Source organism: Candidatus Desulfofervidus auxilii (assembly GCA_030262725.1).
GTDB lineage: Bacteria > Desulfobacterota > Desulfofervidia > Desulfofervidales > Desulfofervidaceae > JAJSZS01.
The window spans coordinates 60153-86687 of sequence record JAJSZS010000002.1 but is presented as its reverse complement, the minus strand read 5'-3'; the positions used below and the strand labels follow the sequence as shown (position 1 = coordinate 86687).

The following is a 26535-nucleotide window of genomic DNA, read 5'->3' as shown; positions in this document are numbered from 1 at the left end:
AATGGCAATTGTTGAAGTTAGCGTTATCCCTTTGGGAACATCCACTCCTAGTGTAGGCGATTATGTTGTAGCTAGTCTTGAAGTATTGAAAAAAAGTGGTTTAAAATATGAAATTACACCTATGGGTACTGTTATTGAAGGAGATTTAGATGTAATTTTATCAATTATACGCCAAATGCATGAAGCTTGTTTCAAAAATGAGATCAAGCGTGTTGTTACCTTTATAAAAATAGACGACCGCCGTGACAAAACTGCAACTATAGAAGATAAAGTTCAATCTGTATTAAAAAAACTTTAGCTCTTATTCGTTTGTTGTGGCTGCCATCTAGTATGCTTCCGTTGCAATGGAATAATATTGACTCGCTTTAATTCTCCTTCTCCTACACTTTCTGTTTTTACTTGTTTATCTTTTTGTAATGTTAAATGAATAATCTTTCTTTCTGAAGCAGGTAAAGGAGAAGTGGAAAATACTTTTCCTGTTTTCTTTACTCTTGCTGCAAGTTTTTTAGCTAATTCTATCAAACTATTTACTCGTCTTTTGCGATACCCCTCTGCATCTAATACAATTCTTACAGGCAATACACCCTTCCATTGTTTTTGTACCATTTTTTGGAAAAGATGTTCAAGTTCAGAAAGTGTTTGTCCCTGCTTTCCAATCAATATTCCTGAACCATCTCCAATAATGTTAAATCTAACTTCTTTTTCAGTTATTTCTGTTTCAATTTTTGTAGGCATTGGAAAATAGGATAACAATTTTTCAAGCATTTCACGAGCAAGTTCGATTGCCTTTTCTTTAGTCTTTTTAAAGTTTACTTTGATTTTAGCTTTTTTTAACCCTACTAATCCAAAAATGCCAGCTTTCCCTTCAGAAATAACCTCTATTTCCAAATCTTCTCTTTTAACTTTTAAAGTTTCACATGCTTTATTAATGGCATCCTCTACTGTTTTTCCTTCAAATTCATAGGTTTCCATCGCTGCCTCCATCATTTAATTTTTCGGTTAATGTAAAATTGTTGAATGATGGAAAGAATATTGTTCACTAACCAATAAAGCACTAAACCTGAAGGAAAATTCAAGAAAAGGAAAGTGAAAAATATAGGTACAAGCAACATGAATTTTGACTGTTTTGGATCTAAACTACTTGGCGTCATCTTTTGTTGTACAACCATTGAAATACCCATTAAAATAGGTGTAATATAATATGGATCTTTAGCTGAAAGATCTGCTAACCAGATTTTTTTAGTAAATGGCAAATAAGTAATAAATGGAGCATGCCTTAATTCAATAGCATGTAAGAGAAGCTTATATAATGCAAAAAATACTGGGATTTGTAGAAAAATAGGAAGACATCCTCCAAAAGGATTCACTTTATAAGTGCGATAAAGATTCATCAATTCTCTATTTAACGCCTCTTTATCATCTTTGTATTGTTTTCTAATTCTAGCAATATGGGGCTGCAACTTTTGTAAGTCTTGCATAGATTTAAAACTTTTGTGAGTAAGAGGCCAAAAGAGAATTTTTATAACAATAGTGAGCAAAATGATAGCTATACCATAATTGTGAGTAAATTTATAAAACCAATTAAGTGCATATAATAATATTTTAACTAATGGAGCAAAAAAACCAAATTGAACCACATTATCCAGATGAAACCCTAATTTTTTAAGCCTTTTTATCTCCTTTGGCCCAAAATAAAGCAAAAAAGAAATTGTTTTTTCTTCATTAGGTTTTATTTCTATCGGTGGTATTATCAATTCTCCTAGTAAAGTGTCCTTTTTTTTCTGAAGAATAAAAGTGCCTTTTTTTTCTTCAGGATTAATAATAAGTGTTGTAAAATACTTATCACTTAAACCTGCCCAAAGAAGTTCTCCTGTCTTTATCACCTCCCCCTTTATTTTTTTCATCTTTATCTCTTCAAACTTTTTATTTATAAAGGCAACTCCACCATAAAAGCCATATTTTGTTTTATTTAACCATTGATTTGCTAATATTATAGAGACATTGTCTTGAAATGGTTTGTTGCTTTTATTTAAAAATTTTAAATAAAAATCAATGCGATAATCATCTGGATAAAATACAAATTGTTTCTGAACATTTAATCCATTTAATTCTGCTACAAAGTTTAAAGTTTGAGGTTTTTTTGATACATTTAAATGAATTTTATTTGCTTTAAATAACAAGTTATTTAAAGAGATCTTTTGTTGTAAGAAACGTATTCCTAAAGGTAAATATGGAGCTTTGCTAAAAATGATTTCTTGAGGTGAAGAAGATGGATCAACAGTTTGACGATATTTCTTAAGTATAAATCCCTTTATTCTTGCTCCTCTTTCACAAAAAATTACTTTATAAAGTGGTGTAGAAACTATAATCTCTCTTCCTAATCCTTTAGCTTTCTCCTCTGGATAAATAAGTGCTTCTTTTTTGATTTCTTTTATTTGCTTTACTTCTTTTTTCTCAACAGACTTTGCTATTTCTAATGTTTTTTTAACAGGAGGTTTAGGAGCAAAGAAATAATTAAAAATAACAATCACCAATAAAGAAAGCACAAATGCTAAAAGCGCTCGATAAGCCATATCTTCTCCAAACAAATTTTATTTTACAGGATCATATCCACCAGGATGAAAAGGATGACACCTAGCCACACGTAAGAGCGTTTTTAACCCTCCTTTTAAGAGGCCATAGCGATTAATGGCCTCTATAGCATAATTTGAGCAGGAGGGATAAAAACGGCAAGAGGATGGGATAAAAGGAGAAAATATTTTTTGATAAAGCTTTATCAAAAAAATGATAAATACTTTCATCTTTTTCTCTGACATAAAACTTGAGATAATTCTTTACATACTTGATGGTAACTTAAAGAAGTTGCATCTTTTTTTACCATAATTACCACATCATGTCCAACTGGTAATTCGTATTTGTGTAACCGAAAAAATTCTCGTATCAATCGTTTTATTCGGTTTCTTTTCACTGCCTTCCCTACATCACGTCCTACTCTAATACCTAATCTCGTACATGATTGAGTATTGGGCTTTAAAAAAATCACAAAATGGGAAGTTTGCCACTTCTTTCCTTTCTTTAAAACAGCCAGGAATTCTTTTTGGCGCCGAATACGTTCCCTTTTGGAAAACCCAAATAATTTCATGCATTTTAACTAAAAACTGTAAGTCTTTTTCTCCCTTTTGCCCGGCGCCGTTTTAAAATCTTACGACCAGCTTTTGTCTTCATCCTGGCCCGAAATCCATGCACCCTCTTGCCCCTCTTAATGTGTGGCTGGTAAGTCCTTTTCATCCTCTTTTATGACTCCTCCTTACTTGTTTCTTTTTTTACCTGTGGCTCCGGAGGTGGTAAGAGCCCTTTGGCTCTTAATTTTAGTCTTTTTAAACGCCTCCTCCTTCGCCTTTCTATCTCTCGGCGCCGTTCAATTTTTTTATGTCTTCCCATTTTTTACTTTTAGTGCCCTTTGATAACAAAAATCTCTATTTCCGTCAACTACTTTGCAATAACTCTTTAAAGATCCTATTAGCCAGTTGAGGATTGGCTCTCCCTTTCGTTTTTTTCATCATTTCTCCTATAAAGAAACCAAGAATCTTCTCCTTACCTGCACGATACATTTCTACCTGTTTTGGATTGGCAGCAATAATTTCTTCTGCTAATTTCCTTAAAATATTTTCATCAGTAATTTGCATTAATCCTTTTTCTTCAACAATCTTTTGTGGTGACTTTCCAGTATTATACATTTCTTCAAAAACAGCTTTACCAATTTTACCACTAATAGTGCCTTTTTCTATCAATTGGATTAATTCAGCCATATGCTTTGGACTTACCGGACATTGTGTGATATCCTTTTTATCTTGATGCAATTTCCCTAAAAGCTCTGACATAATCCAATTGCTAGCCATTTTAGGATTTACATTTTCCTTTACAACTGATTCAAAATAATCAGCTAATTCTTTAGCAGATGTTAATACTTCTGCATCATAAGGTGGTAGGCCATATTCCTTCATAAATCTTTCCTTTTTGGCATCTGGAAGCTCTGGTAATGCCTTTTCTATTTCTTTTATCCAACTTTCTTCTATTATTATTGGGACTAAATCTGGATCTGGGAAGTAACGATAGTCATGAGCTTCCTCTTTACCTCGCATAGAACGAGTAACACCTTTTGTTTCATCCCAAAGCCGAGTTTCTTGAACAATCTCACCTCCTTGTTCTAAAATAGTTATTTGTCGTTCAATTTCATAAGCTAATGCTCTTTGAACATGTTTAAATGAATTCATATTCTTTAATTCTGTTTTAACCCCAAATGATTCACTACCAAATGGTCTTACTGAAACATTGGCATCACAGCGAAAACTACCTTCTTCCATATTCCCATCACAAATACCTAAATAACGTAAAATATTACGCAACTTTTTAAGATAAGCTACTGCTTCTTCTGGAGTACGGATGTCTGGTTTACTAACGATTTCAATTAAAGGTACACCTGTGCGGTTAAAATCTACATAACTTATAGGTCTTATTGGGTCATGAATAAGTTTGCCTGCATCCTCTTCCATATGTATACGGATAAGACCAATGCGTTTTTTCTTTCCATTTACTTCTATTTCCACCCAACCGTCTTCAGCCAAAGGATGTTCATATTGAGATATTTGGTAGCCTTTCGGTAAATCAGGGTAAAAATAATTTTTACGAGCAAATACACTGTAACGGTTAATCCGACAATGGGTAGCCAAGGCCATCTTTAATGCAAATTCTACTACTCGCTTATTAAGTACTGGTAAAACTCCTGGCATGCCTAAACAGATAGGGCAGACATGAGTATTGGGTGGTGAACCAAATTCTGTAGAACAAGCACAGAAAATTTTACTTTCTGTTAAAAGTTGAGCATGGACTTCAAGTCCAATAATAGCTTCATATTTCATGGTGACTATTATTACAACTTTCAGAAAAATAAATCAACTATTCTATTTTATCAAAGTGTGAAAATTGCATAGTGAAAGAGCCACGTCCTTGTGTCAAAGAACGCAAAATTGTAGAATAACCAAACATTTGAGATAATGGCACAATCGCTGTAACAATTGTTACTTTCCCTTTCCTTTCAATAGTTTCTACTAATCCTTTACGACTATTAATATCACCTATTACTTCACCCAAATACTCATCAGGTAAAACTACCTCAAGTTTCATCACAGGTTCAAGTAGAATTGGTGTTGCCTTCTCACATGCTTCTTTTAATGCTTGAGAAGCAGCTACTCGATAACCCAATTCTGTTGCATGTTCTTCAACACTTCCTCCACAAAGCTCCACTTCTATATCTGTCATAGGATAACCAGCTATTACTCCTTGATGTAAAATGTTTTCTAAAGCTTCTTCAATAGCAGGCCAAAAATGAGACGGTATTTCTGTTTCTGAAATAGTACGCTTAAACTTAATTCCCATCCCACGATCTAATGGTCTTACTTTAATTTTCACATGACCAAAATGAATATTTGTTCCAAGCTCTTTTCTAAAAATCTTCTCACCCATTGCTTCCTGTGTAATGGTTTCCCTATAAACTACTTGTGGTTTGCCAGTATTTACGCAGGCATGGAATTCTCTTTTCAAACGGGAAATAATAATTTCTAAATGTAATTCACCCATTCCTGAAATAATAGTTTGACCTGTATCTTCATCAATTTTTACTTGAAAAGTTGGGTCTTCTTCAGCTAATTTATTTAAACCAAAAACAGCCTTTTCAGCATCTTCCTTAGTTTTAGGCTCAACAGCAATAGAAATTACAGGTTTATAAAAATCCATAGGTTCAAGAATAATAGGTTGATTTTTATCACATAAAGTATCCCCTGTAGTAACATGTTTTAAACCGGCAAAGGCAACAATATCTCCAGCTTTTACCTCTTCCATCCTTTCTTTTTTATCAGCATGTAATCTAAATATACGGGCAATTCGTTCAGTAACCTTCTGTCTTGGATTATATACCTCTTCCCCTATTTTTATTTTCCCTGAATATACTCTTACTAAAGTCAATTTCCTCCCCTGTTCTAACATGATTTTAAAAGCTAATGCACAAAATGGAGCTTTTTCATCTGGAGGACGCATTTCAGACTTACCTGTAATAGCATTATCACCCTTTATAGGAGGAATATCTAAAGGGCTAGGAAGATAATCTACAATAGCATCCAATAGAGGTTGAATCCCTCGATTTTTTAAAGCAGCTCCACATAATACAGGTACAAGTTTAAGTTCTAAAGTCGCTTTTCTGATAGCCTGTTTTAAATCATTTAAAGAGATAGAAATTTCATTTAAATAGAGTTCCATAATATGCTCATCTATATCTGCCACTTTTTCTAAAAGTTCTTCTCGATACTTTTTGGCAATCTCTTCATATTCAGACGGAATCTCTATCATTTCATAAGTAGCACCCAAAGTTTCATCATGCCAAATAATGGCTTTCATCTGTAAAAGGTCAATCACACCTTTAAAATTTTGCTCTGTACCAAGAGGGAGCTGAAGGATTAGAGGATTTGCTCCTAATTTTTCTACCATTTGATTTACAGTGCCAAAAAAATCTGCACCAATCCTATCCATTTTATTAACAAAGGCAATCTTTGGCACACGATAACGATCAGCTTGATGCCAAACTGTTTCTGATTGTGGTTCTACCCCACCTACTGCACAAAAAACACCAATAGCTCCATCTAATACCCTTAAAGAACGCTCAACTTCTATAGTAAAATCTACATGCCCAGGAGTATCAATCAGATGAATCTCATGATTCCGCCAATAACAGGTTGTTACAGCTGAAGTAATAGTAATGCCTCTTTCTTTTTCTTCAGGCATCCAATCCATGATAGCTTGACCATCGTGAACTTCACCTATTTTATGAGATTTGCCAGTATAATATAGAATACGTTCAGAAATAGTCGTTTTACCTGCATCAATATGGGCAATAATTCCAATATTGCGTACTCGTTTTATATTATAACCTCGCATTAAATCTTGAAACTAAAGGATTTTCCCTAATGTGTCAAGAATGGACAAATGCCAAAGGGATTCATCCTTTTCTTCCAAATGTCTTCTTTTAACAAAAATCAATCGGATTTTGTGATTAAAAAATACTTGACAAAGTATAGATTATGTGTTAGAAAAACAATGATTTTTGCGATTATTTTAGAAAAATAAGTTTTTAAGGAGGGAAAAATGCCTGTATATGTAGTTGGTCACAAAAGTCCGGATACTGACAGTATATGTGCAGCTATTGCCTATGCTGAATTAAAGAAAAAGCTTGGAGTAGATGCAGTACCAGCAAGGTTAGGGGAACTAAATACTGAAACTGATTTTGTCTTAAAGAAATTTGGCATACCAGTACCTGAGTTAATGACAGATGCAACTGGTAAGAAGCTTATTATTGTAGATCATAGCGAAACAACACAGGCACCAGACAATTTTGATAAGGCTGAAGTTGTTGAAATTGTAGATCATCATAAGATTGGTGACATTACTACACCTAACCCTATTTTCTTCCTAGCTATGCCTGTTGGTTGCACCTGTACTATAATAAAGAAACTTTATGATTATTTTGGGATTGAAATTCCAAAAGAGATTGCAGGAATTATGTTATCTGCTATCTTAAGTGATACAGTTATGTTTAAATCAGTTACTACTACAGATGAGGATAAAGAAAGAGCAAAAGAATTAGCTAAGATTGCGGGAATTGAAGATATTGAGGCTTATGCTATGGAGATGTTTAAAGCTAAATCAGACATTGCTGGAAAGACTCCAAGAGATTTAATTTTTAGAGATTTTAAAGATTATGTGATGTCTGGAAAGAAGGTAGGTGTTGGTCAAATAGAAATAGTTGACCTGTCTCTTTTGGCTGATATAAAGGATTCTATTTATGAAGAGATGAAAAAAGTAAAAGAGGAAGCTCAAAGACATAGTGTTTTTCTCATGTTAACAGATATAATGAAAGAAGCAACGGAATTGCTTGTAGTTACTGATGAACCTGCTGTAGTAGAAAAGGCTTTTGGTATTCCTTTAAAGGAAAAGTCTGTTTGGTTAGAAAAGGTTATGAGCCGTAAAAAGCAAGTAGTACCACCTTTAGAAAAGGCATTTGCTGAAATTTAGCTCTTAAGGGGCAGGTCTCATGCCTGCCCTTTTTTCTCCTTTGAGGAAAAATTTGAAACATATCTTTTCTTTCTTATTTCTATCCATTATTGTACTATTTATTTACTTTCAAAATAAGACCTCACAATCTACAATCACTCCAACAAGTTTTGATTATTTTAGCTGGAAACAAAAAGAATTAAAAAATATTCAAGTTATTAAGTATTCTTTTAAAAAAAATGAAACCTTATTACAAGTATTAATGAAAAATTATGAAATTCCATCATATCTTTCTTATAAACTGGCTCAAAGTTTTAAAAAAGTTTTTCCATTAAATAAAATAAAACCTGGGGATCAGTTAAAATTGGTTTTTGAGCATAAAGCATTAAAACAATTAATATTTTCACCTTCACCAGAAAAAAATTATATTTTTACTTTAACACCTTTTGGTATTGCTCTATGGGTTAAAGAAATACCTACTTATACATTTCTTGATAAAATAGAAGGAGAAATAAAAACAAACCTTTATGCCTCAATATTAGAAAATGAAATTGATCCTGAATTGGGTTTAGAATTAGCAGACATCTTTTCTTGGGATATAAACTTTTTTATTGATATCCGTCCTGGTGATAAGTATCGTTTTATTTATGAAAAAATTTATATCGATGGAAAATTCTTACGTTATGGACGTATCTTAGCTGCTCAATTTTTAAATAAAGGAAAATTATTTGAAGCCTATTATTTTAAAACCCCTGATGGCCGAATTGAATATTATGATGCAGAAGGAAGACCATTACGTAAGGCATTTTTAAAATCTCCTTTACGATATAAACGAATAAGCTCTCACTTTTCTTATCATCGTTTACATCCAATCCTTGGTATTATTCGCCCTCATTTAGGTATAGATTATGCTGCTCCTATAGGTACTCCTGTTGAAGCAGTAGCTGATGGGAAGATTATTTATATGGGTTGGAAAGGAGATTATGGTAAATTTATCAAAATCAGACATACTCATCGCTATGTTAGTACTTATGGACATCTTAGCCGTTTTGCCAAAGGGTTAAAAGTGGGAAGCAGAGTTAAACAAGGGCAAGTGATTGGATATGTAGGTTCAACAGGACTTGCCACTGGTCCACATTTAGATTTTCGTTTTCTTGTTGATAATAAATTTGTAAATTATTTAAAATTTAAATCACCACCTGTAAAACCATTACCTCCTAAATATCTTAATACTTTTAAAAAACAAATGAATTATCTTCGCTGTTTATTAGAAAAATCCTTTAATTATGCTATGTTAAAATCCGATGTTATCTCCCATTGAACTATTTTTTCGATCAAGCTTTTAATAGTATAGGTAGTTGGCATAATATGTGTTTTTAAGCCAAAATTAGAAAGTGTTTTAGCAGTAACTGGCCCAATACAAGCAATAGTTACATCTTTTAATAATTCAGAAAGTGTTTTAGGTTCAATGAGAGCTGCAAGATGTTTTACAGTTGAAGAACTAGTAAAAACAATAATATCTATACCTTCTTTAAAAATTTTTTTAATATCTTCTTTTTTCTCTTTAGGCAAAACAGTTCTATAAACAGGAATAATATCTACTTCTGCACCAGCTGCTTTTAATTCCTCTGGTAAAATATCTCTTGCTTTTTCTGCCCTAGCTAATAAAATTTTTTTACCTTTAATGCCTGTTTCTTTTAAAGCTTCAGCTAAAGCTTCGGCTCGAAATTCTTTAGGCATAAGATCCGGGAAAATTCCCCATTCTTTTAAAGCTTGAGCTGTTTTTTCACCAATAACACCAATTTTTACACTATTCATAACCCTCACATCTTTACCTAAAGATTCTAAACGTTGGCGAAAATACTTTACTCCATTTACACTAGTAAAAAGACACCAATCATATTTATTTAATTGAGCAATAGCGTTATCTAATGGTTCCCAGTTTAATGGTGGAACAATAGCAATAGTAGGTACTACATAACATTTGGCACCCAATATACGCAGCATTTTTGCCATTTCACTTGCTTGTTCTTGCGTTCTTGTAATAAGTATCTTTTTCCCAAATAGAGGTTTTTTTTCCCACCAGTTAAGTTTTTCTCTTAATCTTACCACTTCACCAACAACAATAATAGCTGGTGGTTTTATACCTTTTTTTTCTGCCTTATCCACAATTTCATTTAATGTCCCTATAATTGTTTCTTGTTCAGGCAATGTTCCCCAACGAATAATAGCTACTGGCGTATTTGGAGAACGACCATGTTTTAAAAGTTCCTCAACAATAATAGGTAGTCTTCCTACTCCCATAAGAAATACTAATGTATCAACTCCTTTTGTTAATTTTTCCCAATGAATGGCTGAATCAGTTTTTTTAGGGTCTTCATGTCCAGTAACAAAGGCTACAGAGGATGCATATGCCCGATGAGTGAGTGGTATACCTGCATAGGCAGGAACAGCAATGGCTGAAGTTACTCCAGGTACAACTTCAAAAAGAATCCCTTCTTTTACCAATTCTTCTGCTTCTTCTCCCCCTCTGCCAAAAATAAAAGGATCACCACCTTTAAGTCTTACTACTGTTTTTCCTGCCTTTGCTTTATCAATAAGAAGTTGATTTATTTCATTTTGAGGAAGTGTATGTTTGCCAGCTGTTTTTCCTACATAAATTTTTTCAGCTTTTTTAGCAAATTCTAAAATTTCTGGATGAGCTAAATAATCATAGACAATGACATCTGCTTCTTCTAATACTTCCTTTGCCCTCAAAGTGAGTAATCCTGGGTCACCTGGGCCTGCTCCAACTAAATAAACTTTACCTTTTTTCTCCATAAATCTCAGTTAAAACCTCCCTTCCTCCCTGTTTGAGAAGAATCTGTGCTAATTCTCTACCTAATTTTTTTCCATCCTTAGCTAGCCCTTCAATTGTATGTTTAAAGAATCTCTTACCATCTGTATCAGAAATCATACCAGTAATCTTTATTTTATTTTCATTACAAATAGCATAAGCTGCTACTGGTACTTGACATCCCCCACCTAAACTTTCTAAAAATGCCCTTTCAGCATTAATAGCTAATGCAGTAGGGGTATGATTTAAAGGAGCAACAAATTCAAGCCATTTTTTTTCTTCCCTAATCTCAATCCCTAAGGCACCTTGTCCAATAGCAGGCAAAATTATATCAAATGGCAAATATTCAGTAATTTTATCAGCAAGTCCAAGACGCTTTAAACCAGCACTAGCAAGGATAATAGCATCTAAATTTTGCTCTTTTAATTTTCTTAACCTTGTATCAACATTACCCCTTAAGGGAATAATTTTGAAATTAGGATTAAAATGTAATAATTGTGCTTGACGTCTTAAAGAACTTGTGCCAATTGTAGCTTCTTTTGGTAATTCTTTAAATGGAATATTCTCTTTTGTAATAATAGCATCCCTTGGATCCTCTCTTACAGTAATTGCTCCTAAACACAATCCTTTTGGTAAAATAGTAGGTATATCTTTAAGACTATGAACAGCTAAATCTATCTTTTCTTTTAATAATGCATCTTCAATTTCTTTTACAAATAAGCCCTTTCCACCAATGCGTGCCAATGGAGCATCAAGAATTTTATCCCCTTTTGTTTTTATAATTTTAATCTCAACTTCTACATCATAAATTGATCTTAATTGATCTACTACCCACTCAGTTTGCTTTAAAGCAAGAATACTTCCGCGTGTGCCAATCCTTATTTTTTTAGGGCTCATCCAGAGCCCTCCTAACGGCAAGTGGCTCAACTTGTAGCTGAACAGGTAGCACAGCTACTGCTAGAACTAATTGAAGTATTACTCTTTGTACTTCCTGAACCAAAACTAAAGTTACAGCCAGAAATCAATCTTTTTAAATTTTCCCCTTTACACTTTGGACAACTTATTTTCTCATTACCAAAGACCAAACATTCAAATCTTTCTCCACAATCTTCACATACATATTCATAGATAGGCATAACCTACCTCCTTTAGTTGATTGGTATTTTCTAAACATTTTAAATCAAATAGGCAAGAGGGCAATTATTTTCCTGAATAAATTTTTTGTTTTTAATATTGATTTTTTAAGTCAAAAGTGGTTCAATGCTTTAAAATTGTAATAGTGAGGAAAAGATGCTCTGCATTCAGGATCTGCATGTGGAAGTTGGTGGGAAAGAAGTTATTAGAGGACTAACTTTGGAAATTAAAGCAGGAGAAGTACATTGTCTTTTTGGACCAAATGGTTCTGGAAAGACCACACTTCTTATGGCCATTATGGGATTTTCTAATTATCACATAACTTCTGGAAAAATATTATTTAAAGGTCAGGACATTACTTCTTTGCCAGTAAATGAACGTGTTCGTTTAGGCATGGGAATGTCTTTTCAACGTCCACCTAGTATTCCAGGTGTAAAACTTGCTGAATTAGTAGAAATTTGTAAGACAAAGGATAAGAACATCTTTGCTATGGCTAAAGAATTAAATTTGACTGAATTTTTAGAAAGGGATTTAAATGTAGGTTTTTCAGGAGGAGAAATAAAACGGTCAGAACTCTTACAATTGTGGGCACAGTGGCCAGATTTACTCCTATTAGATGAACCTGAGTCTGGTGTAGATATGGAAAATATAGCACTTATTGGTCGAATAATTAATATAATTCTTGAAAGAGATGGATTAAAAGTTGGGCCACAAGAATCTCGGGTATTAGTAAAAAAACGGAGACAAAAATCTGGTCTTATTATTACCCACACAGGGATGATTTTAAATTATGTAGGAGCAGATAAAGGACATGTTCTTATTGATGGAAAATTAGTCTGTAGTGGTAATCCATATGAAATATTTAGATTTATTAGTGAAAGAGGATATGAAGAGTGTGTGCGTTGTGCCTGTTTACCAGGAGGTTTGCATGAATGAGCTGAAGGAAATTAGAGAAAAAGCAGAAAAAGCCATAAATAAAAAGGCAGTTTATGGTCAAGATATAAATATAGAAACATTTAGGCAAGAGGCAGAAAAATTGTCTATTTCAGAAATCTCACATCTATCAGAAGAAGAGCAAAAAAAAATGTTAGAAACAGGTATTGAACCTGAAGGAAAGGAAAGAGGAGGTTCTTATTTTCAAATAGATCATTCAGTAGTACATTATGAAGTGGCACAAGAAGGTGTTGAGATTTTGAGTATAGAAGAGGCATTAGCTAAATATGAGTGGCTTAAAGAATATTGGTGGAAAGCTTTATCTGTAGATATGGATAAATATACAGCTCATGTTGCTCTTTACCAAAAACATGGCTATTTTATAAGGGTATTGCCTGGAGTCAAAACTGCTTTTCCCTTACAAGCATGTTTATTTATGTCCCAAGAAGGTCTTATTCAATCTATACATAACATCATTATTTGTGAAGAAGGTTCAGAGTTAAATTTAATTACTGGTTGCGCTGCTTCCCATCGAATACGTACAGGGTTACATTTGGGGATTTCAGAGTTTTTTATTAAAAAAGGAGCAACTTGCATTTTTACAATGATACATAACTGGGCAGAGGAAATGGCAATTAGACCGCGTACAGGAATTATTGTAGAAGAAGGTGGTACTTTTGTTTCAAATTATATTTTATTAAAAAAAGTTGCTGATTTACAGACCTTTCCCACTGTATATCTAAAAAAAGATGCAAGAGCTGAATTTAATAATATTCTTCTTGCTCCTGAAGGTTCCCATTTAGATACAGGAACAAAAGTATTTCTAAAAGAGGAAGGTTGTCGAGCAGAAGTAATTTCTCGTTCTATTACTACTGGTGGCACAATCATTGCTCGTGGTCATCTTATCGGAGAGGCTCCTGGTATTAAGGCACATCTTGAATGTAAAGGTCTTATTTTAGGTGAAAAAGGTATTATTCATGCCATCCCAGAGCTTGAAGGGCATGTAGGTGGTGTAGAGATGTCACATGAGGCAGCAGTAGGCAAAATTGCTCAGGATCAAATTGAATATCTTATGGCTCGTGGATTAAGTGAAACTGAAGCGACTTCTCTTATTGTAAGAGGATTTTTACGTGTAGATATAAAGGGATTACCTCCAGAACTTAAGGCAGAGTTAGATAAGGCTATTGAAGTTACAGAAAAAGATGTGATGTAACTATGTTTGAAATACTTGCTGATTATCTTAAATTAGTAAATAAGGTAGAAGCTTTTCTTGCAAGAGTAAAGGAAAAATTTGGATCTGAAATCCATTGTCAAGTTGGCTGTACTGATTGTTGCCAGCAAGAATTTGGTATTTTTCCTATTGAAGCTTATTATCTCTGGCAAGGTTGGCCTAAGTCAATAGAGAAAGAATCAGGAAAGTGTCCACTTTTAAAAGAAAATCTTTGTCTTGCATATTCCTTTCGTCCCCTTATCTGCCGTACTCAAGGATACCCTCTTTGGAGTCGAGAAGGTGAAAAAGAAGGTTATCCTTTAATTACTGTCTGTCCTAAAAACTTTTCAAAATATGATCTCAATGCCCTTCCTTCTGAATATGTATTAAATTTGGATCTTATGAATAAAATTCTAGCTAGCATAAATTATCTTTTTGTAAAGAAATATCACTTAGATCTCCCCTTACGCTTAAAAATTAGCGAAATTCCAAATTTTAAAGAAATTTTTTCCCGATTATAAAATATGAATTATATTTTTGAGAAGGCAAAAATAAAAGATACAAAGATAATTTATGAAATTTTGACTTATTACGGTAAAAAGGGTTTGCTTTTACCAAGACCTTTAAGCGAAATTTATGAATTTTTAAGGGATTTTTTTGTCTGTCGTCAAGGAAATGAAGTAATAGGTATATGTGCACTTCATATCTTTTGGGAAAATTTAGCTGAAATCAGGTCTTTAGCAGTAAAAGAGGCATATCAGCATCAAGGTATTGGTAAACATTTAGTACAAGTCTGTTTACAAGAAGCAGTTTCTCTTGGTATTTTTCGTGTTTTTACTCTTACTTATAAACCTAATTTTTTTTCACAATTGGGATTTAAGAAAATAGAAAAAGAATCTCTTCCACATAAAATTTGGGCAGATTGTATTCGTTGCCCTAAGTATCCTGATTTATGTGATGAAATTTCTATGATTTGGGAGTTTAAAAATGAATAAGTGGATAAAGTTATGTCAAGAAAAAATAGAAAAAAGAGGAATAAAAAATTATGAAATTTACGCAATAAATGTAAAAAGAACAATAATTGATGTAAAAGATAAAGAGGTGGAGTTATTAAATGTTGCTGAAAACAGAGGAATAAGTTTAAGAATAATTTGTGAAGGACGATTGGGTTTTGCTTATATTACGGAGATTACAGAAAGTACAATTGATTATTTAATAAAGCAAGCAATTTCTAGCGCACAAGTAACAACTCCTGATCCATTTTTAAATTTCCCTAATTTTATAGGAAATTACCCTATAGTTTCTGTTTATGATAAAGAAATAGAAAATTTATCTCTTTCTAAAAAAATAGATTTTGCTTTAACAATGGAAATGGCTGCAAAAGATTATGCACCCTGCATTAAAAAAGTTCGCCATTCTCAATTTCAAGAAATGGCTGCACAAATTTTTATTGCTAATCATCATGGTCTAAATTTTTCCTATAAACGCACACTTTTTAGCGGAAGTGTATTAGTAATGGCAGAAGAAAAAGGCGAAGCAGAAATGGGGTGGCATTATGCTTTTAACCCATTTTTTAATAATTTAAATCCAGAAATTATTGGTAAAAAAGCTGCGCAATTAGCTGCTGATGCTTTAGGAGGGAAACCCATTGCTACACAAAAGATTAATGCTATTTTTACAAATCGTGTAATGAGCGAAATTCTTCAAATCTTGAGTTCTTCTTTTCTTGCTGATGAAGTACAAAAAGGAAAATCGCTTTTAGCTCCACATCTTGGAAAAAAAATCATGTCAAATCTTGTAAATATTTATGATAATGGTCTTTACCCTAATGGTTATGCCACTCGCCCATGTGATGATGAAGGTATACCACAGCAAAGAACAATACTTGTAGAAAATGGCACAATTAAAGGATTCCTTTATGATAGTTATACAGCAGCAAAAGAAGATAAAAAATCAACTGGTAATGCTGGACGTATGAGTCTTGAAGCACCACCTAAAGTAGAAATAACTAATCTTTATTTAAAGCCACATGATTTAAGTTTTGAAAGACTTTTAAAAACATTAGATAAAGGACTTGTTATTACTGATGTACTTGGTATGCATACAGCGGATCCTATTTCTGGTGATTTTTCAGTAGGGGCAGCTGGATATTGGATTGAGGGAGGAAATAGGCTGTTTCCTGTTAAAAGCATTGCTATTGCAGGAAATATAATAGATTTGTTTAAAAAAATTGTAGCTATTGGTAATGATTTAGAATTTTTTGGCAATTGTGGTTCCCCTAGTGTTTTGATAGAAGGGGTGCAAGTTAGTGGAAATTAAAAAATTTTTTCTTTTATTTATCCTTTGTTTTGGATGCGCTACTCAAGTATGTCTTTATTCTTTAAAAGAAGGAAAAATATGTTTTGCTCCGCAAACAATTGTTGAAACAAAAACTATGAATTCTATTTTGTGGGAAGATTTTATTACATATTTAACAAATGTGCAAATAGTTTATTTGGGTGAACGTCATGGTAGAAAAACAGACCATCTTTTTCAATTAAAAGTTGCTAAAGCACTTTTAGAAAGGGGTATAGAATTAGCAATTGGATTAGAGATGGTAATGCGTAGTCGTCAAAAGGTATTGGATCGTTGGATAGCAGGGGAAATAACTGAAGAAGAATTGCTAAATCAGCTTGAATGGGAAAAATTGTGGGGACACGATTTTTCATATTATCGAGATATTTTTTGGTTTGCTAGAGAAGAAAAAATCCCACTTATTGCATTAAATGCTCCGCCTGGATTAGTCAAAAAAGTGGCTAATTATGGACTTAATTCACTTTTACCAGGTGAAAAAGAATATATTGCTAAGGAAATTGATTTAACAAATCAAGAACATCAAGAATTTGTTAAGAGAGAATTTGAAAGACATAAAGCATTTGAAGAAATAAAGGAAAAAAAATTTAATTATTTTTATGAAGCTCAATGTGTTTGGGATGAAACTATGGCTGAGACAATCGCAGAATATCTTAAAAAGCATCCTAATAAACATTTATTGGTTTTAACAGGTAAAGGACATATTATATATAAATTTGGTATTCCAGAAAGAGCATACCGTCGATTACCTACCTCATACCTTACTGTCATTCCCACATCATCTGGTAAGATTGAGTCTAAAATAGGAGATTTTATTTACCTTACCAATTAAAAAATCAAAAAATATAGGTATAATTCTTAAAATGTTTCACATGAAACATTTTCTTGCCTAATAAAAGAGAATATGGTATTTGACGAATAATGGGCAAGGTTGTTGCTATTGCTAATCAAAAAGGTGGGGTAGGTAAGACTACAACAGCAATAAATTTAGCAGCAGGTTTAACTTTATACCAAAAACAAGTGCTTATAGTTGATTGTGATCCACAAGGAAATGCTACTAGTGGTCTTGGACTTACTGAAAATGGTTTAAATCTTTATGAAATTCTTATTGGAAAAATTTCTATTAAAAATGCTATAAAAACTACTTGTTTTAAACAATTGCATTGTATTACTGCACATCCTGATTTAGCTGGTATTGAAATAGAGCTTGCAAATGTGAGTAAACGTGAAAGTTATTTAAATAGATATATTTCTCTATTGAAGTCTGATTATGATTTTATTTTTTTAGACTGTCCACCTTCTCTTGGTATTCTCACTCTTAATGCTCTTACAGCAGCTGATACTGTATTGATACCTGTTCAGTGTGAATATTATGCCTTAGAAGGTTTAACCCGTTTACTTAGAACTATTAAAATGGTCAAACAGCGTTTTAATCCATCTTTAAAAATAGAAGGATTCCTTTTAACAATGTTTGATCGTCGGAATCTTCTTTCTTATCAAATAGAAAAAGAGGTAAAAAAACACTTTAAAAATTATACATTTGATACTATCATTACTCGTAATGTCCGTTTAAGTGAAGCGCCAAGTCATGGTTTACCCATTTTTCTTTATGATGCTAAATGTAATGGTGCTAAGCAATATAGACAATTAGCAGAGGAATTTTTAAAACGTCAAGGAGCAAAACATGGTTAAGAAAAGATTGGGCAGAGGACTTAATGCCTTATTTGGTGATACAGAAACACCAGATTATTTTCTTTGCCCTATAGAAAAAATTTATCCCAATCGTTTCCAACCCAGGGAGAATATTGATACAAATGATTCAGCTTTTCAAGAACTTATGGTCTCTATAAAAGAAAAAGGTATTTTACAACCCCTTCTTGTTACACCTAAAGATGATGGTTATGAGCTAATTGCAGGAGAGCGACGGCTTAAAGCAGCTTTGGCTGTAGGTTTAAAAGAAGTGCCTGTTATTGTGCGTGAAAATATTTCAGAAGCAGAGCTATTAGAGCTCTCTTTAATAGAAAATATACAACGAGAGGATCTTACTCCAATAGAAGAAGCAGAAGCATATTATCGTTTAATGAAAGAATTTCATCTTACACAAGAAGAAATAGCAAAGAGAGTAGGAAAGGACAGAACAACTATTGCCAATTTTTTACGTCTTAGACAATTACCAGATATTATTAAAAAGGACTTAGTTGAAGGACGTCTTACTATGGGTCATGCACGTGCCCTTCTTGGCTTACCTTTAGAACAACAATTAGCTTTACGAGAGGAAATCATAAATAAAAACCTTTCAGTTAGAGCAATAGAAAAAAGGGCAAAAACATTAAAAACATCAAAAAAGAAAAAATTGCATCCTATTTATTCAGAAGTTGCTGAAAAACTTACAGAATTTTTAGGAACAAAGGTAAAGATCACCCCAAGAAAAAAAGGAGGGGTTATTGAAATTGTTTTTTACTCTGAAGAAGGACTATTCCAACTTCTTGAAACCATTGTTGGAGAAAAATGGAGTTATTTATAAAAGATGACTTTCTTTTTGGTATTTCTCAAGAAGATATAGAAAAATTAATAAAAGGAGAACATCAAGATCCTCATTATATTTTAGGAGGACATCCAAATAGAAATGGGGTTATTATTCGTGCCTATCATCCTGATGCTATACAGGCAAAACTTCTTTTAGATGGAAAAGAAATACCTATGGAAAAAATACATCCAAATGGATTATTTGCTGTTCTTATAAAAAATAAAAAATGGCCTTTTGATTACATTCAACGTTTTTACTTTTCAAATGGAAATATTTGGGAAAGGAGGGACCCATATCGATTTTTACCTACTTTAGGAGAATTGGATTTATATTTAATTCGAGAAGGACGCCATTTTGAAATTTATAAAAAGCTTGGTGCTCATCCTATGATACATGATGGTGTAAAAGGTATTTCTTTTGCTGTTTGGGCACCAAATGCGTTAAGGGTAAGTGTGATTGGTGATTTTAATCATTGGGATGGAAGAATTTATCCTATGAGGGTCTTAGGAGATAGTGGTGTATGGGAGATATTTATTCCAGATTTAGAAGAAGGCATTTTATATAAATATGAAATAAAAACAAAATCAGGTGATTTAAGAATAAAAACTGATCCATTTGCCTTTTATATGGAGTTAAGACCAAAAAATGCAAGTATTGTTTGGGACTTAAATAAATATCAATGGAATGATAAAGATTGGATGAAAGAAAGGATTAAAAAAAATATTTATCATTCTCCTTTAAATATCTATGAAGTGCATCTTGGTTCTTGGCAAAGGGGGGAGAAAAATAGATTTTTAAATTATAGAGAGATTGCCCCAAAACTTATTAGTCATATAAAGAAATATGGATTTACTCACATTGAGCTTTTACCAATTATGGAACATCCCCATGATGCCTCTTGGGGTTATCAAGTAAGTGGATATTATGCCCCAACGAGCCGTTATGGAAATCCAGATGATTTTCGTTATTTTGTAGATTATTGTCATCAACATAAGATTGGTGTGATTTTAGATTGGGTACCAAGTCATTTTCCAAAAGATGATTATAGTTTGCGTTTTTTTGATGGTACTGCTCTTTATGAATATGCTGATCCACGTTTAGGAGAACATCCAGATTGGCATACATTAATATTTAATTTTGCTCGCACTGAGGTAAAAAATTTCCTTATTGCCAATGCACTTTTTTGGTTAAAAGAATATCACATTGATGGTTTAAGGGTAGATGCAGTAGCCTCTATGCTATATTTAGATTATAGTCGTAAACCTGGGGAATGGATCCCAAATAAATATGGAGGGAATGAAAATCTTGAAGCAATTGCCTTTTTACAGGAATTAAATAAAGAGGTTTACCAACAATGTCCTGGTTGTTTTACTATTGCAGAAGAATCTACAGCTTGGCCTGGTGTTTCTAGACCTGTATATTTAGGTGGTCTTGGTTTTGGCTTTAAATGGAATATGGGATGGATGCATGATACACTTTTTTATTTTAGTAAAGACCCCATTTATCGAAAATGGCATCATAATCAAATGACTTTCTCTATGCTTTATGCTTATACAGAAAATTTTATCTTGCCCCTTTCTCACGATGAAGTAGTTCATGGTAAAGGTAGTCTTTATCAAAAGATGCCAGGTGATAAATGGCAAAAATTAGCTAATTTAAGGGCACTTTTCACTTATATGTATACACATCCTGGGAAAAAACTAGTATTTATGGGAAATGAAATAGCACAAGAAAAAGAATGGGATTATCTTAGCTCTATTGATTGGCATCTTTTAGAAGATCCTGATAGAAAAAAATTTTCTAAATTTTTTGAAGACTTAGGAAAAATTTATTTAGAAAATCCACCTCTTTGGTATGAAGATCATACTCCAAGTGGTTTTCAATGGATAGACTGTCATGATAACAATCATTCTGTTTTTTCTTATATAAGAAGAGCAGGTAAAGAATATCTCATTTGTGTATTAAATCTTACACCTGTACCTCGTTTTAATTATCGCATAGGTGTACCAGAATTAAAAACTTATTTAGAAATCTTTAATAGTGATTCAGAATACTATGGTGGTAGCAATCTTGGAAACTTAGGAAAGATTAAAGCTGAATCCATACATGCCCATGGTTTTCCCTATTCTGTATCCCTTACCCTTCCACCTCTGGCTGGCTTAATTTTGAAACCTGAATAATCCGTTTATCTTTCTAAAAGCCGCTTTGGCATATTCCTTATAGTGCTTAATCCTGTTCCAAATTTCAAAAACTCACGGAATTTCCAAATGGCCTTAGTAAGAAGTTTATATAAGTATTTTATTTAGCACTGGTCAATACTTACATAGAAGGCATAACTTCCCACTTAAAATCTAAAAATGTACTTATAGCTTCATAATCAGCTTTATTAAAAGTACGTAAGATGCCTCCAATACGTCTAGTTGTGATGGCAATTAATACATCATTGGTAATATGAGAGGCTCCTTTAATATCATAACCTTTTTTTATTCTTAAAAGATTCAGAATTTCTCCAGCTTTAAGGTAATCTTGAGTTGTTGGTATTATGAGTCTACTTGTTTTAATAGCTGTTTCAAAAAGCCTTTCTATTGCTGAAATAGCCCTATTAGTAAAAGCGCCTACCCGAAGTTCCATAATGACTATACTACTGATAAAAATAAATTCACCTTCTCTAAACATTAGGGTATCCGGAACCTTTCCCTGCATCCAATTAATATACACATCAGTATCATAAATCACTTTAATCATAAACTTCTTCAACCCCTCCAATATCTTTCATTTTCCGAATAACCTGCCGTATTTCTGCCTCTGCCACTATAAAACTAAGCGCCTTTTCCACTGTTTCACTCTCAGTTTTAGTCTTAAGAATTTCCTTAGCCTTTTTAATTAAATCTGCCCTAAGTTTAAGGTGTTTATCTACTCTTATTTCTTTCATACTTAATCTCTTTATGTTCATGTTTTGTTAAAACCTGTTCCTAATAATAAAAGAAAGCTGAAATTAAGTCAAATTAAGAAACTTATGGAATTTCCAAATGGCTTTGGCAAGAAGTTTATTGATAAGGGATTTAGGAAGTTGTTGAGCTTGGGAGGCAAAAAGGGGAGATTATAATTCCTGCTGAAATAAGAAAAAAGTATAATCTTATACCTGGGAAATATGTAAAAATTACGTGTCAAGATGATGTAATTGAGATAAAAATCATAGATCCTGAGCAAGCTTATTTTTGGACAAAAGAATGACAGGAAGCAGAAAAAGAAGCATCAGAAGACATAAAGCAAGGTCAAATATCACCTATTTTTTCCTCTGCAAAAGAAACTGGTTTAATTTCTTATCAAACAAACCTTTAACATCTTGGCAATTGAGCATAAGCTTTTTCAAAGCGACGAGTAAATCTATATTTCATCGCAATATTGCTAAAGCTTCAGGAGCAACTACCGCATAATTCGATCTTTTCGCTTCTGCTCGTTTCCTTAATAAATAAATCATCAAAAACAGTGCTCCCAAGTTTTAAAGACTCCATAAAGATAATCAAAACAAGTAACAATGTCGCTTTTAAGATTTAAATCTGAATATATTTTACCTTTTCCTTGAATTCTTTAAGGATTTCTTTTACTTTTTTCTTGGATTAAAATTTTTATTCATTATGCCTTTAGTGAAATATCTACACTACAATTTAATATTAGAGGTCTTAACCTCTTTTTCTCAATTCATGTTTTCTTCTAATTAAAAATTCCCTTGCACTTCCTTCCATTCTCTTTTTGTTACCACGAAGGATAACGGGTTTGAATTCAAAATCTTTTAATTTTTTACCATAATAATCAATGCATTCATTAAGTTGCTTTATTGCCCTCTTTGCATCTTTGCTATCAAACCTTCCTTTCTTTACTTCAATCAGGTATAGCTTTTTATTATTAAAATCAATAGCAATTGCATCACAACCACTTGAGGAAATACAATTATCATGTTCAATAATAAAATCTGCTTTAGAGCACAATATTAGACAATTGTCCTTCTTTAAACTTTTCTTGTGTTTACAATTTTGTGGAATATTGTTTAGAAACTCTTTTACTTTCAAATTTACTTTCCACCCTTGCATGAGCATTTGCCATTTCTAGAACTACTTGATCAAGCCCACTTTCCTCTATTCCTTCCTCAGTAATTTCTAAAGATTTCACTTTTCCATCAAAGCTAAAGAAATATACACCTACATCATCTGGTTTAATTCCCTCCCATTCTTCATAACCTAATTCTTTTTTCTCTATGGAGTTTAGTTCATTAAGTTTGATCAAATTACTTATCTCATCAAGAATGTATACACTGTGTGTAGTTATCAGCACATCACTAAATTTGGAAAGGCCAGCTAATGCCCTTGTTATTATAGAATGTGCATCTGGATGAAGGTGTGCCTCTGGCTCTTCCATAATAAGCATTGTATTTTTTTCTAACCCATATTTAAGCGCAAGAATAAATGAAGCTATTTCTCTATGTCCTGAAGGAGCTCGTTCAATAGGCATCTCTAATCCCCTTATCTTCACAACATATCTTGGAGGTTCACGATACAATAAAAATTGAGCATTTATCTTCTCTTCTATAAAAGAAGCTAAATTAGCTATTTCTTTATTTTTTATTCTTGGCTCTAAAATTTCAAAAGCTCTCATAAATTCTGCATCAGCAGCATTTAACGGAATAACTTGCTTCCATTTCCTTTCCATTAAAGCATAGACTATCGCTGAGTGTGCTCGCATGAGCCCTGCTTTTCCATCAGGAAGAAGCGGAACTTCAAAATAAGGGAAATACCCATCAAAAATTTCTTGAAAAGCAATAGGTATAAATCTACAGAGTTCATAGATATCTTTTGAGCTCTGAAGGTCTAAGCTATATAGTTCTTCTCCGTTCATTAACAATATCACTTTAATCCCTGATTTGTTTTTAATAATTCTTTTTGTTTTTATTTCTAAACTTTTAATTTTATCCTCTATTCCTTCTATTTTTTGTAATTGAAGTCCTTTTTCTTTAGTTAAGCTAAAGCTTATTTTCGCAGACCCGTTATCATTAGTAACAGCAAATTTAGCTTTTTCCGCTCCCTCCCGTATAAGTTCGCTAACTTCATTTATTGAAAAAGTATCCTTAAGTAGATCTTCTAGCTCGACATAAAAAAGATCAGGATTGTAAAAAATATTTTTTAGAAAATCTTTTATATTTTTGATCAAATTAGTATCTTTTATATCTTTAACATGATTTTGTAAAATTTTATCTAATTCATCAAAATCAGGTTCGACTTTAAAAAGACACCATATAAGATAAGCAATATAGGATTTTCCAGAAGCATTTGGACCTATAAAAAGAGTAAAAGGCTTAATCTTTATATCAAAATTAATAAGTGGACCAAAATTTTCTCCTATGATTTTCATTAAAACCTCCCTTTTCTCTTCTTCCATTATCTTGAAAACTTCTACAAGCACAAACCATGACTATTTTGATATTTTTCTATTTTTCCATTTCTTATAACAGTTTTTAAAATCCTCATCAATAACGGGATTTGCTTGTGTATTTTTTGAATAGCTAGCAAAGCCATGATACCAAATCTCTTTTGTCTTAGCTTTTTTGTCAAAAAATAAATGATTTGTCTGTTTCTCTTTATTTCCTGAAAGATGGCAGAAATATTTCAAAGTAGATTCGCTGACTATTTCCCTTTCTTCTGGAATAAATACCTGAGCACTTCGATAAAGGATATCTTGAATATGTAATCATTGTCTGTCTATTTACCACCAACGTCCTCTTTCTTGGTAAATTTGTATGAATTTTTCTCCCCTATTAACTATAAATTTTCATAATCGATATGTTCTTTCCATCTTCTGTGCCACCACCACCACTGTTCTGGATAGTGACGCACATAAGTTTCAACAATTTGCATAAGATAAGTAAGGTCTTTTTCTAAATTTCCTTCAAGCTCTACTGGTGGTTCGATAAAAACCTTGTGCCTTAGACATGGTTCATAAATAGTAAAAATAGGTAAGATTGTTGCTCCTGTTTTTTGAGCTAAAAGTACAGGGCTCCTTGGCATAGGCACAGTATAGCCAAAGAATGAAATCATTGCTCTATGTTTTGGGGCATTTTGATCTAATTGCAAGAAAAGAAGCCCACCTTTTTTTAAATGTTGTAAGCTTTCAAAGGCAGCCCTTTTCCCATTAGTAGGTGAAATAAATTTGATACCTATTTTATCAGTATAGGCTTTTATAGCTTCAGTTAGTGCCTTTATCCGTGGTAATTTAGCAATAGTAGCTGTTTTGTAGCCCTTTAAACATAGTGCTATACAAAGTAGAGGGAAATTTCCCATATGGGCACTGATGGCAATGATGCCTTTTCCTTTAGCAGCAGCTCTTTTTAAATACTCCTCACCATAAAAAATAAATTTTTCCAAGATATCTTCTGGTGGTAAGTAAAGAGATTTACCAAGTTCTAATATTCCTCGCCCAAAAAAGTTGAGGTTTTGTTTAAGGATTTTATGCTTTTGTAAAATAGATATCTGATTGTTAAAAGCCAAATTCAAATTTGCCATGGCAATCTTTCGGCGTTGTTGTAAGAGTGGATAAGCTATTTCTTTTGTAAATTTAGCAATGGGTTCAATTGCATTTAAAGGTAAACTTTTAAAAAATGTTAACATAAGTTTAGCGCCAATTGACATCTTTTTCCTTTTTCCTCGCAAAAATAAGATAGCCAGTATGAGCTACCATGCGGTCTTCTGGTCTCAGTCTTTCAGCCACAGTTTTGTATCGTCTTAAAAGGATTTCCATAACTTCAACATCAACAAAAGGAAATTTTTCTATATTTTTTAAAATTTCACTTACTTGGTTTGTTGTTGGTACAAGCATTCCCAATACACATCCTCCTTTTAAAGCTTCCCAAGCTTGGGAGAGATATTGCCATGGAGTCTTTACATCCAAAAAAATAGCATCTACATCTCTTTCATCAAAGCCTTGTTCAATGTCACGATGCTTAAGCTCTACCCAATCACTTAGACCAGCCCAAGTTAAATTTTCCCAGCAAATTTTTATGAATTTTTCCTCTTTTTCATAGCTATAAACTTTACCTGTTGGTCTTATAGTCCAAGCTAATGTTAAAGTGAGTGCACCACTACCTGCTCCGGCTTCTATCACTCTATTACCAGGTGCTATGCCTAAACGGACAAGGATGTAACCTAAATCTTTAGGATAAATAATCTGAGTGCGCCGAACAAGATGATGAATAAAGTCATAAAGAGTAGGTTTTAAACTTACAAATGGGATACCTTTATGTGTATAAATAACATTACCTGGAGAAACCTTGGTGAGTGATTCTAAATCTATTTCACCATGATGTGTACTTAATTTTTTTGGTCCAATCCGAACAATAAAACGCTTTCCTTCCGGCGAAAGGAGAAGCACTAGGTCGCCAGGTTGCCAGAGCAT

Annotated in this window: 28 protein-coding genes; 12 read left to right on the top strand and 16 right to left on the bottom strand. The window is 32.8% G+C overall.

The annotated features are described in order from the left end of the window. The first annotated feature begins 1 nt into the window (after window position 1). Window positions 2-298 carry an MTH1187 family thiamine-binding protein gene (locus LWW95_01720; protein MDL1955761.1) on the top strand — a complete coding sequence of 99 codons (297 nt, stop codon included), beginning with the start codon at window positions 2-4 and terminating at the stop codon, window positions 296-298. On the opposite strand, the gene LWW95_01715 is transcribed toward LWW95_01720, so the two are convergent. From LWW95_01715 to fusA, 7 genes are all read right to left on the bottom strand, one after another. Beyond that, complete coding sequence (locus LWW95_01715; protein MDL1955760.1) at window positions 295-972, bottom strand: Jag N-terminal domain-containing protein; 678 nt, start codon at window positions 970-972, stop codon at window positions 295-297. The genes LWW95_01720 and LWW95_01715 overlap by 4 nt on opposite strands. A gap of 11 nt (window positions 973-983) precedes the next feature. Next, window positions 984-2573: a membrane protein insertase YidC gene (yidC, locus tag LWW95_01710; protein ID MDL1955759.1), complete on the bottom strand. Its 1590-nt coding sequence runs from the start codon at window positions 2571-2573 to the stop codon at window positions 984-986. Between the two features lie 18 nt (window positions 2574-2591). After that, window positions 2592-2801 (bottom strand): membrane protein insertion efficiency factor YidD, encoded by a 210-nt coding sequence (gene yidD / locus LWW95_01705; GenBank protein MDL1955758.1) that lies wholly within the window; start codon window positions 2799-2801, stop codon window positions 2592-2594. After that, window positions 2798-3142: a ribonuclease P protein component gene (gene rnpA / locus LWW95_01700; protein MDL1955757.1), complete on the bottom strand. Its 345-nt coding sequence runs from the start codon at window positions 3140-3142 to the stop codon at window positions 2798-2800. Before rnpA ends, yidD begins: the two co-directional genes overlap by 4 nt. A gap of 5 nt (window positions 3143-3147) precedes the next feature. After that, window positions 3148-3288 carry a 50S ribosomal protein L34 gene (gene rpmH, locus LWW95_01695; GenBank protein ID MDL1955756.1) on the bottom strand — a complete coding sequence of 47 codons (141 nt, stop codon included), beginning with the start codon at window positions 3286-3288 and terminating at the stop codon, window positions 3148-3150. 197 nt (window positions 3289-3485) lie between these two features. Further along, complete coding sequence (gene gatB / locus LWW95_01690; GenBank protein MDL1955755.1) at window positions 3486-4919, bottom strand: Asp-tRNA(Asn)/Glu-tRNA(Gln) amidotransferase subunit GatB; 1434 nt, start codon at window positions 4917-4919, stop codon at window positions 3486-3488. 37 nt (window positions 4920-4956) lie between these two features. Further along, entirely contained in the window at window positions 4957-6987 is a 2031-nt protein-coding gene (gene fusA / locus LWW95_01685) for an elongation factor G (protein MDL1955754.1), read from the bottom strand. A gap of 207 nt (window positions 6988-7194) precedes the next feature. Here fusA and LWW95_01680 point away from each other — a divergent pair, with 207 nt between their 5' ends. Then, a complete protein-coding gene (locus tag LWW95_01680) occupies window positions 7195-8121 on the top strand; it encodes a manganese-dependent inorganic pyrophosphatase (GenBank protein MDL1955753.1) in 927 nt (308 codons plus the stop codon). A 19-nt stretch (window positions 8122-8140) separates the two neighbouring features. After that, window positions 8141-9421 carry a M23 family metallopeptidase gene (locus LWW95_01675; GenBank protein ID MDL1955752.1) on the top strand — a complete coding sequence of 427 codons (1281 nt, stop codon included), beginning with the start codon at window positions 8141-8143 and terminating at the stop codon, window positions 9419-9421. Here the strand turns inward: LWW95_01675 and cobA are convergent. The 3 genes from cobA to LWW95_01660 are packed head-to-tail and all read right to left on the bottom strand — an operon-like array spanning window position 9385 to window position 12072. Then, window positions 9385-10920: a uroporphyrinogen-III C-methyltransferase gene (cobA, locus tag LWW95_01670; protein MDL1955751.1), complete on the bottom strand. Its 1536-nt coding sequence runs from the start codon at window positions 10918-10920 to the stop codon at window positions 9385-9387. The two genes, LWW95_01675 and cobA, sit on opposite strands and share 37 nt — an antisense overlap. Beyond that, the gene (gene hemC / locus LWW95_01665; protein MDL1955750.1) at window positions 10904-11833 is read right to left on the bottom strand and encodes a hydroxymethylbilane synthase; all 930 of its coding nucleotides are present in this window, start codon (window positions 11831-11833) and stop codon (window positions 10904-10906) included. Before hemC ends, cobA begins: the two co-directional genes overlap by 17 nt. Window positions 11834-11859: 26 nt before the next feature. After that, a complete protein-coding gene (locus LWW95_01660) occupies window positions 11860-12072 on the bottom strand; it encodes a zinc ribbon domain-containing protein (protein ID MDL1955749.1) in 213 nt (70 codons plus the stop codon). Between the two features lie 154 nt (window positions 12073-12226). Between LWW95_01660 and LWW95_01655 the strand changes: the two genes are divergently transcribed. The 9 genes from LWW95_01655 (at window position 12227) to glgB (ending at window position 21272) form a co-directional block, all read left to right on the top strand. Further along, entirely contained in the window at window positions 12227-13006 is a 780-nt protein-coding gene (locus tag LWW95_01655; GenBank protein MDL1955748.1) for an ABC transporter ATP-binding protein, read from the top strand. Beyond that, on the top strand, window positions 12999-14216 hold the full coding sequence (locus tag LWW95_01650) for a SufD family Fe-S cluster assembly protein (protein MDL1955747.1): 1218 nt from the start codon (window positions 12999-13001) through the stop codon (window positions 14214-14216). The genes LWW95_01655 and LWW95_01650 overlap by 8 nt, the downstream gene beginning before the upstream one ends. Before the next feature lie 2 nt (window positions 14217-14218). Beyond that, window positions 14219-14734 (top strand): YkgJ family cysteine cluster protein, encoded by a 516-nt coding sequence (locus tag LWW95_01645; GenBank protein ID MDL1955746.1) that lies wholly within the window; start codon window positions 14219-14221, stop codon window positions 14732-14734. 3 nt (window positions 14735-14737) lie between these two features. Next, the gene (locus tag LWW95_01640; protein ID MDL1955745.1) at window positions 14738-15208 is read left to right on the top strand and encodes an N-acetyltransferase; all 471 of its coding nucleotides are present in this window, start codon (window positions 14738-14740) and stop codon (window positions 15206-15208) included. Further along, complete coding sequence (locus tag LWW95_01635) at window positions 15201-16532, top strand: TldD/PmbA family protein (protein MDL1955744.1); 1332 nt, start codon at window positions 15201-15203, stop codon at window positions 16530-16532. Before LWW95_01640 ends, LWW95_01635 begins: the two co-directional genes overlap by 8 nt. Then, window positions 16522-17397 carry a ChaN family lipoprotein gene (locus tag LWW95_01630; protein MDL1955743.1) on the top strand — a complete coding sequence of 292 codons (876 nt, stop codon included), beginning with the start codon at window positions 16522-16524 and terminating at the stop codon, window positions 17395-17397. Before LWW95_01635 ends, LWW95_01630 begins: the two co-directional genes overlap by 11 nt. A gap of 89 nt (window positions 17398-17486) precedes the next feature. Further along, a complete protein-coding gene (locus tag LWW95_01625) occupies window positions 17487-18257 on the top strand; it encodes an AAA family ATPase (GenBank protein MDL1955742.1) in 771 nt (256 codons plus the stop codon). Then, entirely contained in the window at window positions 18250-19089 is an 840-nt protein-coding gene (locus LWW95_01620; GenBank protein MDL1955741.1) for a ParB/RepB/Spo0J family partition protein, read from the top strand. Before LWW95_01625 ends, LWW95_01620 begins: the two co-directional genes overlap by 8 nt. Next, complete coding sequence (glgB, locus tag LWW95_01615; protein ID MDL1955740.1) at window positions 19074-21272, top strand: 1,4-alpha-glucan branching protein GlgB; 2199 nt, start codon at window positions 19074-19076, stop codon at window positions 21270-21272. The genes LWW95_01620 and glgB overlap by 16 nt, the downstream gene beginning before the upstream one ends. A 139-nt stretch (window positions 21273-21411) precedes the next feature. On the opposite strand, the gene LWW95_01610 is transcribed toward glgB, so the two are convergent. From LWW95_01610 to LWW95_01585, 6 genes are all read right to left on the bottom strand, one after another. Beyond that, complete coding sequence (locus tag LWW95_01610; GenBank protein MDL1955739.1) at window positions 21412-21837, bottom strand: hypothetical protein; 426 nt, start codon at window positions 21835-21837, stop codon at window positions 21412-21414. Further along, window positions 21830-22024, bottom strand: coding sequence for a hypothetical protein (locus LWW95_01605; GenBank protein ID MDL1955738.1), 195 nt, complete (start codon window positions 22022-22024; stop codon window positions 21830-21832). Before LWW95_01605 ends, LWW95_01610 begins: the two co-directional genes overlap by 8 nt. 751 nt (window positions 22025-22775) lie before the next feature. Then, the gene (locus LWW95_01600; protein MDL1955737.1) at window positions 22776-23081 is read right to left on the bottom strand and encodes a hypothetical protein; all 306 of its coding nucleotides are present in this window, start codon (window positions 23079-23081) and stop codon (window positions 22776-22778) included. A 37-nt stretch (window positions 23082-23118) separates the two neighbouring features. Beyond that, window positions 23119-24498, bottom strand: a complete 1380-nt coding sequence (locus tag LWW95_01595; GenBank protein MDL1955736.1) for an ATP-binding protein — start codon at window positions 24496-24498, stop codon at window positions 23119-23121. Window positions 24499-24905: 407 nt separating this feature from the next. Continuing rightward, window positions 24906-25772, bottom strand: coding sequence for a hypothetical protein (locus LWW95_01590; GenBank protein ID MDL1955735.1), 867 nt, complete (start codon window positions 25770-25772; stop codon window positions 24906-24908). Further along, window positions 25756-26535, bottom strand: coding sequence for a tRNA (adenine-N1)-methyltransferase (locus LWW95_01585; GenBank protein ID MDL1955734.1), 780 nt, complete (start codon window positions 26533-26535; stop codon window positions 25756-25758). Before LWW95_01585 ends, LWW95_01590 begins: the two co-directional genes overlap by 17 nt.

Bases quoted from the DNA above. Each gene is read 5' to 3' on its own strand.
- LWW95_01720 (MDL1955761.1), top strand. From the start codon at position 2: ATGGCAATTGTTGAAGTTAGCGTTATCCCTTTGGGAACATCCACTCCT.
- LWW95_01715 (MDL1955760.1), bottom strand. From the start codon at position 972: ATGGAAACCTATGAATTTGAAGGAAAAACAGTAGAGGATGCCATTAAT.
- yidC (MDL1955759.1), bottom strand. From the start codon at position 2,573: ATGGCTTATCGAGCGCTTTTAGCATTTGTGCTTTCTTTATTGGTGATT.
- yidD (MDL1955758.1), bottom strand. From the start codon at position 2,801: ATGAAAGTATTTATCATTTTTTTGATAAAGCTTTATCAAAAAATATTT.
- rnpA (MDL1955757.1), bottom strand. From the start codon at position 3,142: ATGAAATTATTTGGGTTTTCCAAAAGGGAACGTATTCGGCGCCAAAAA.
- rpmH (MDL1955756.1), bottom strand. From the start codon at position 3,288: ATGAAAAGGACTTACCAGCCACACATTAAGAGGGGCAAGAGGGTGCAT.
- gatB (MDL1955755.1), bottom strand. From the start codon at position 4,919: ATGAAATATGAAGCTATTATTGGACTTGAAGTCCATGCTCAACTTTTA.
- fusA (MDL1955754.1), bottom strand. From the start codon at position 6,987: ATGCGAGGTTATAATATAAAACGAGTACGCAATATTGGAATTATTGCC.
- LWW95_01680 (MDL1955753.1), top strand. From the start codon at position 7,195: ATGCCTGTATATGTAGTTGGTCACAAAAGTCCGGATACTGACAGTATA.
- LWW95_01675 (MDL1955752.1), top strand. From the start codon at position 8,141: ATGCCTGCCCTTTTTTCTCCTTTGAGGAAAAATTTGAAACATATCTTT.
- cobA (MDL1955751.1), bottom strand. From the start codon at position 10,920: ATGGAGAAAAAAGGTAAAGTTTATTTAGTTGGAGCAGGCCCAGGTGAC.
- hemC (MDL1955750.1), bottom strand. From the start codon at position 11,833: ATGAGCCCTAAAAAAATAAGGATTGGCACACGCGGAAGTATTCTTGCT.
- LWW95_01660 (MDL1955749.1), bottom strand. From the start codon at position 12,072: ATGCCTATCTATGAATATGTATGTGAAGATTGTGGAGAAAGATTTGAA.
- LWW95_01655 (MDL1955748.1), top strand. From the start codon at position 12,227: ATGCTCTGCATTCAGGATCTGCATGTGGAAGTTGGTGGGAAAGAAGTT.
- LWW95_01650 (MDL1955747.1), top strand. From the start codon at position 12,999: ATGAATGAGCTGAAGGAAATTAGAGAAAAAGCAGAAAAAGCCATAAAT.
- LWW95_01645 (MDL1955746.1), top strand. From the start codon at position 14,219: ATGTTTGAAATACTTGCTGATTATCTTAAATTAGTAAATAAGGTAGAA.
- LWW95_01640 (MDL1955745.1), top strand. From the start codon at position 14,738: ATGAATTATATTTTTGAGAAGGCAAAAATAAAAGATACAAAGATAATT.
- LWW95_01635 (MDL1955744.1), top strand. From the start codon at position 15,201: ATGAATAAGTGGATAAAGTTATGTCAAGAAAAAATAGAAAAAAGAGGA.
- LWW95_01625 (MDL1955742.1), top strand. From the start codon at position 17,487: ATGGGCAAGGTTGTTGCTATTGCTAATCAAAAAGGTGGGGTAGGTAAG.
- LWW95_01620 (MDL1955741.1), top strand. From the start codon at position 18,250: ATGGTTAAGAAAAGATTGGGCAGAGGACTTAATGCCTTATTTGGTGAT.
- glgB (MDL1955740.1), top strand. From the start codon at position 19,074: ATGGAGTTATTTATAAAAGATGACTTTCTTTTTGGTATTTCTCAAGAA.
- LWW95_01610 (MDL1955739.1), bottom strand. From the start codon at position 21,837: ATGATTAAAGTGATTTATGATACTGATGTGTATATTAATTGGATGCAG.
- LWW95_01605 (MDL1955738.1), bottom strand. From the start codon at position 22,024: ATGAAAGAAATAAGAGTAGATAAACACCTTAAACTTAGGGCAGATTTA.
- LWW95_01595 (MDL1955736.1), bottom strand. From the start codon at position 24,498: ATGAAAATCATAGGAGAAAATTTTGGTCCACTTATTAATTTTGATATA.
- LWW95_01590 (MDL1955735.1), bottom strand. From the start codon at position 25,772: ATGTCAATTGGCGCTAAACTTATGTTAACATTTTTTAAAAGTTTACCT.
- LWW95_01585 (MDL1955734.1), bottom strand. From the start codon at position 26,535: ATGCTCTGGCAACCTGGCGACCTAGTGCTTCTCCTTTCGCCGGAAGGA.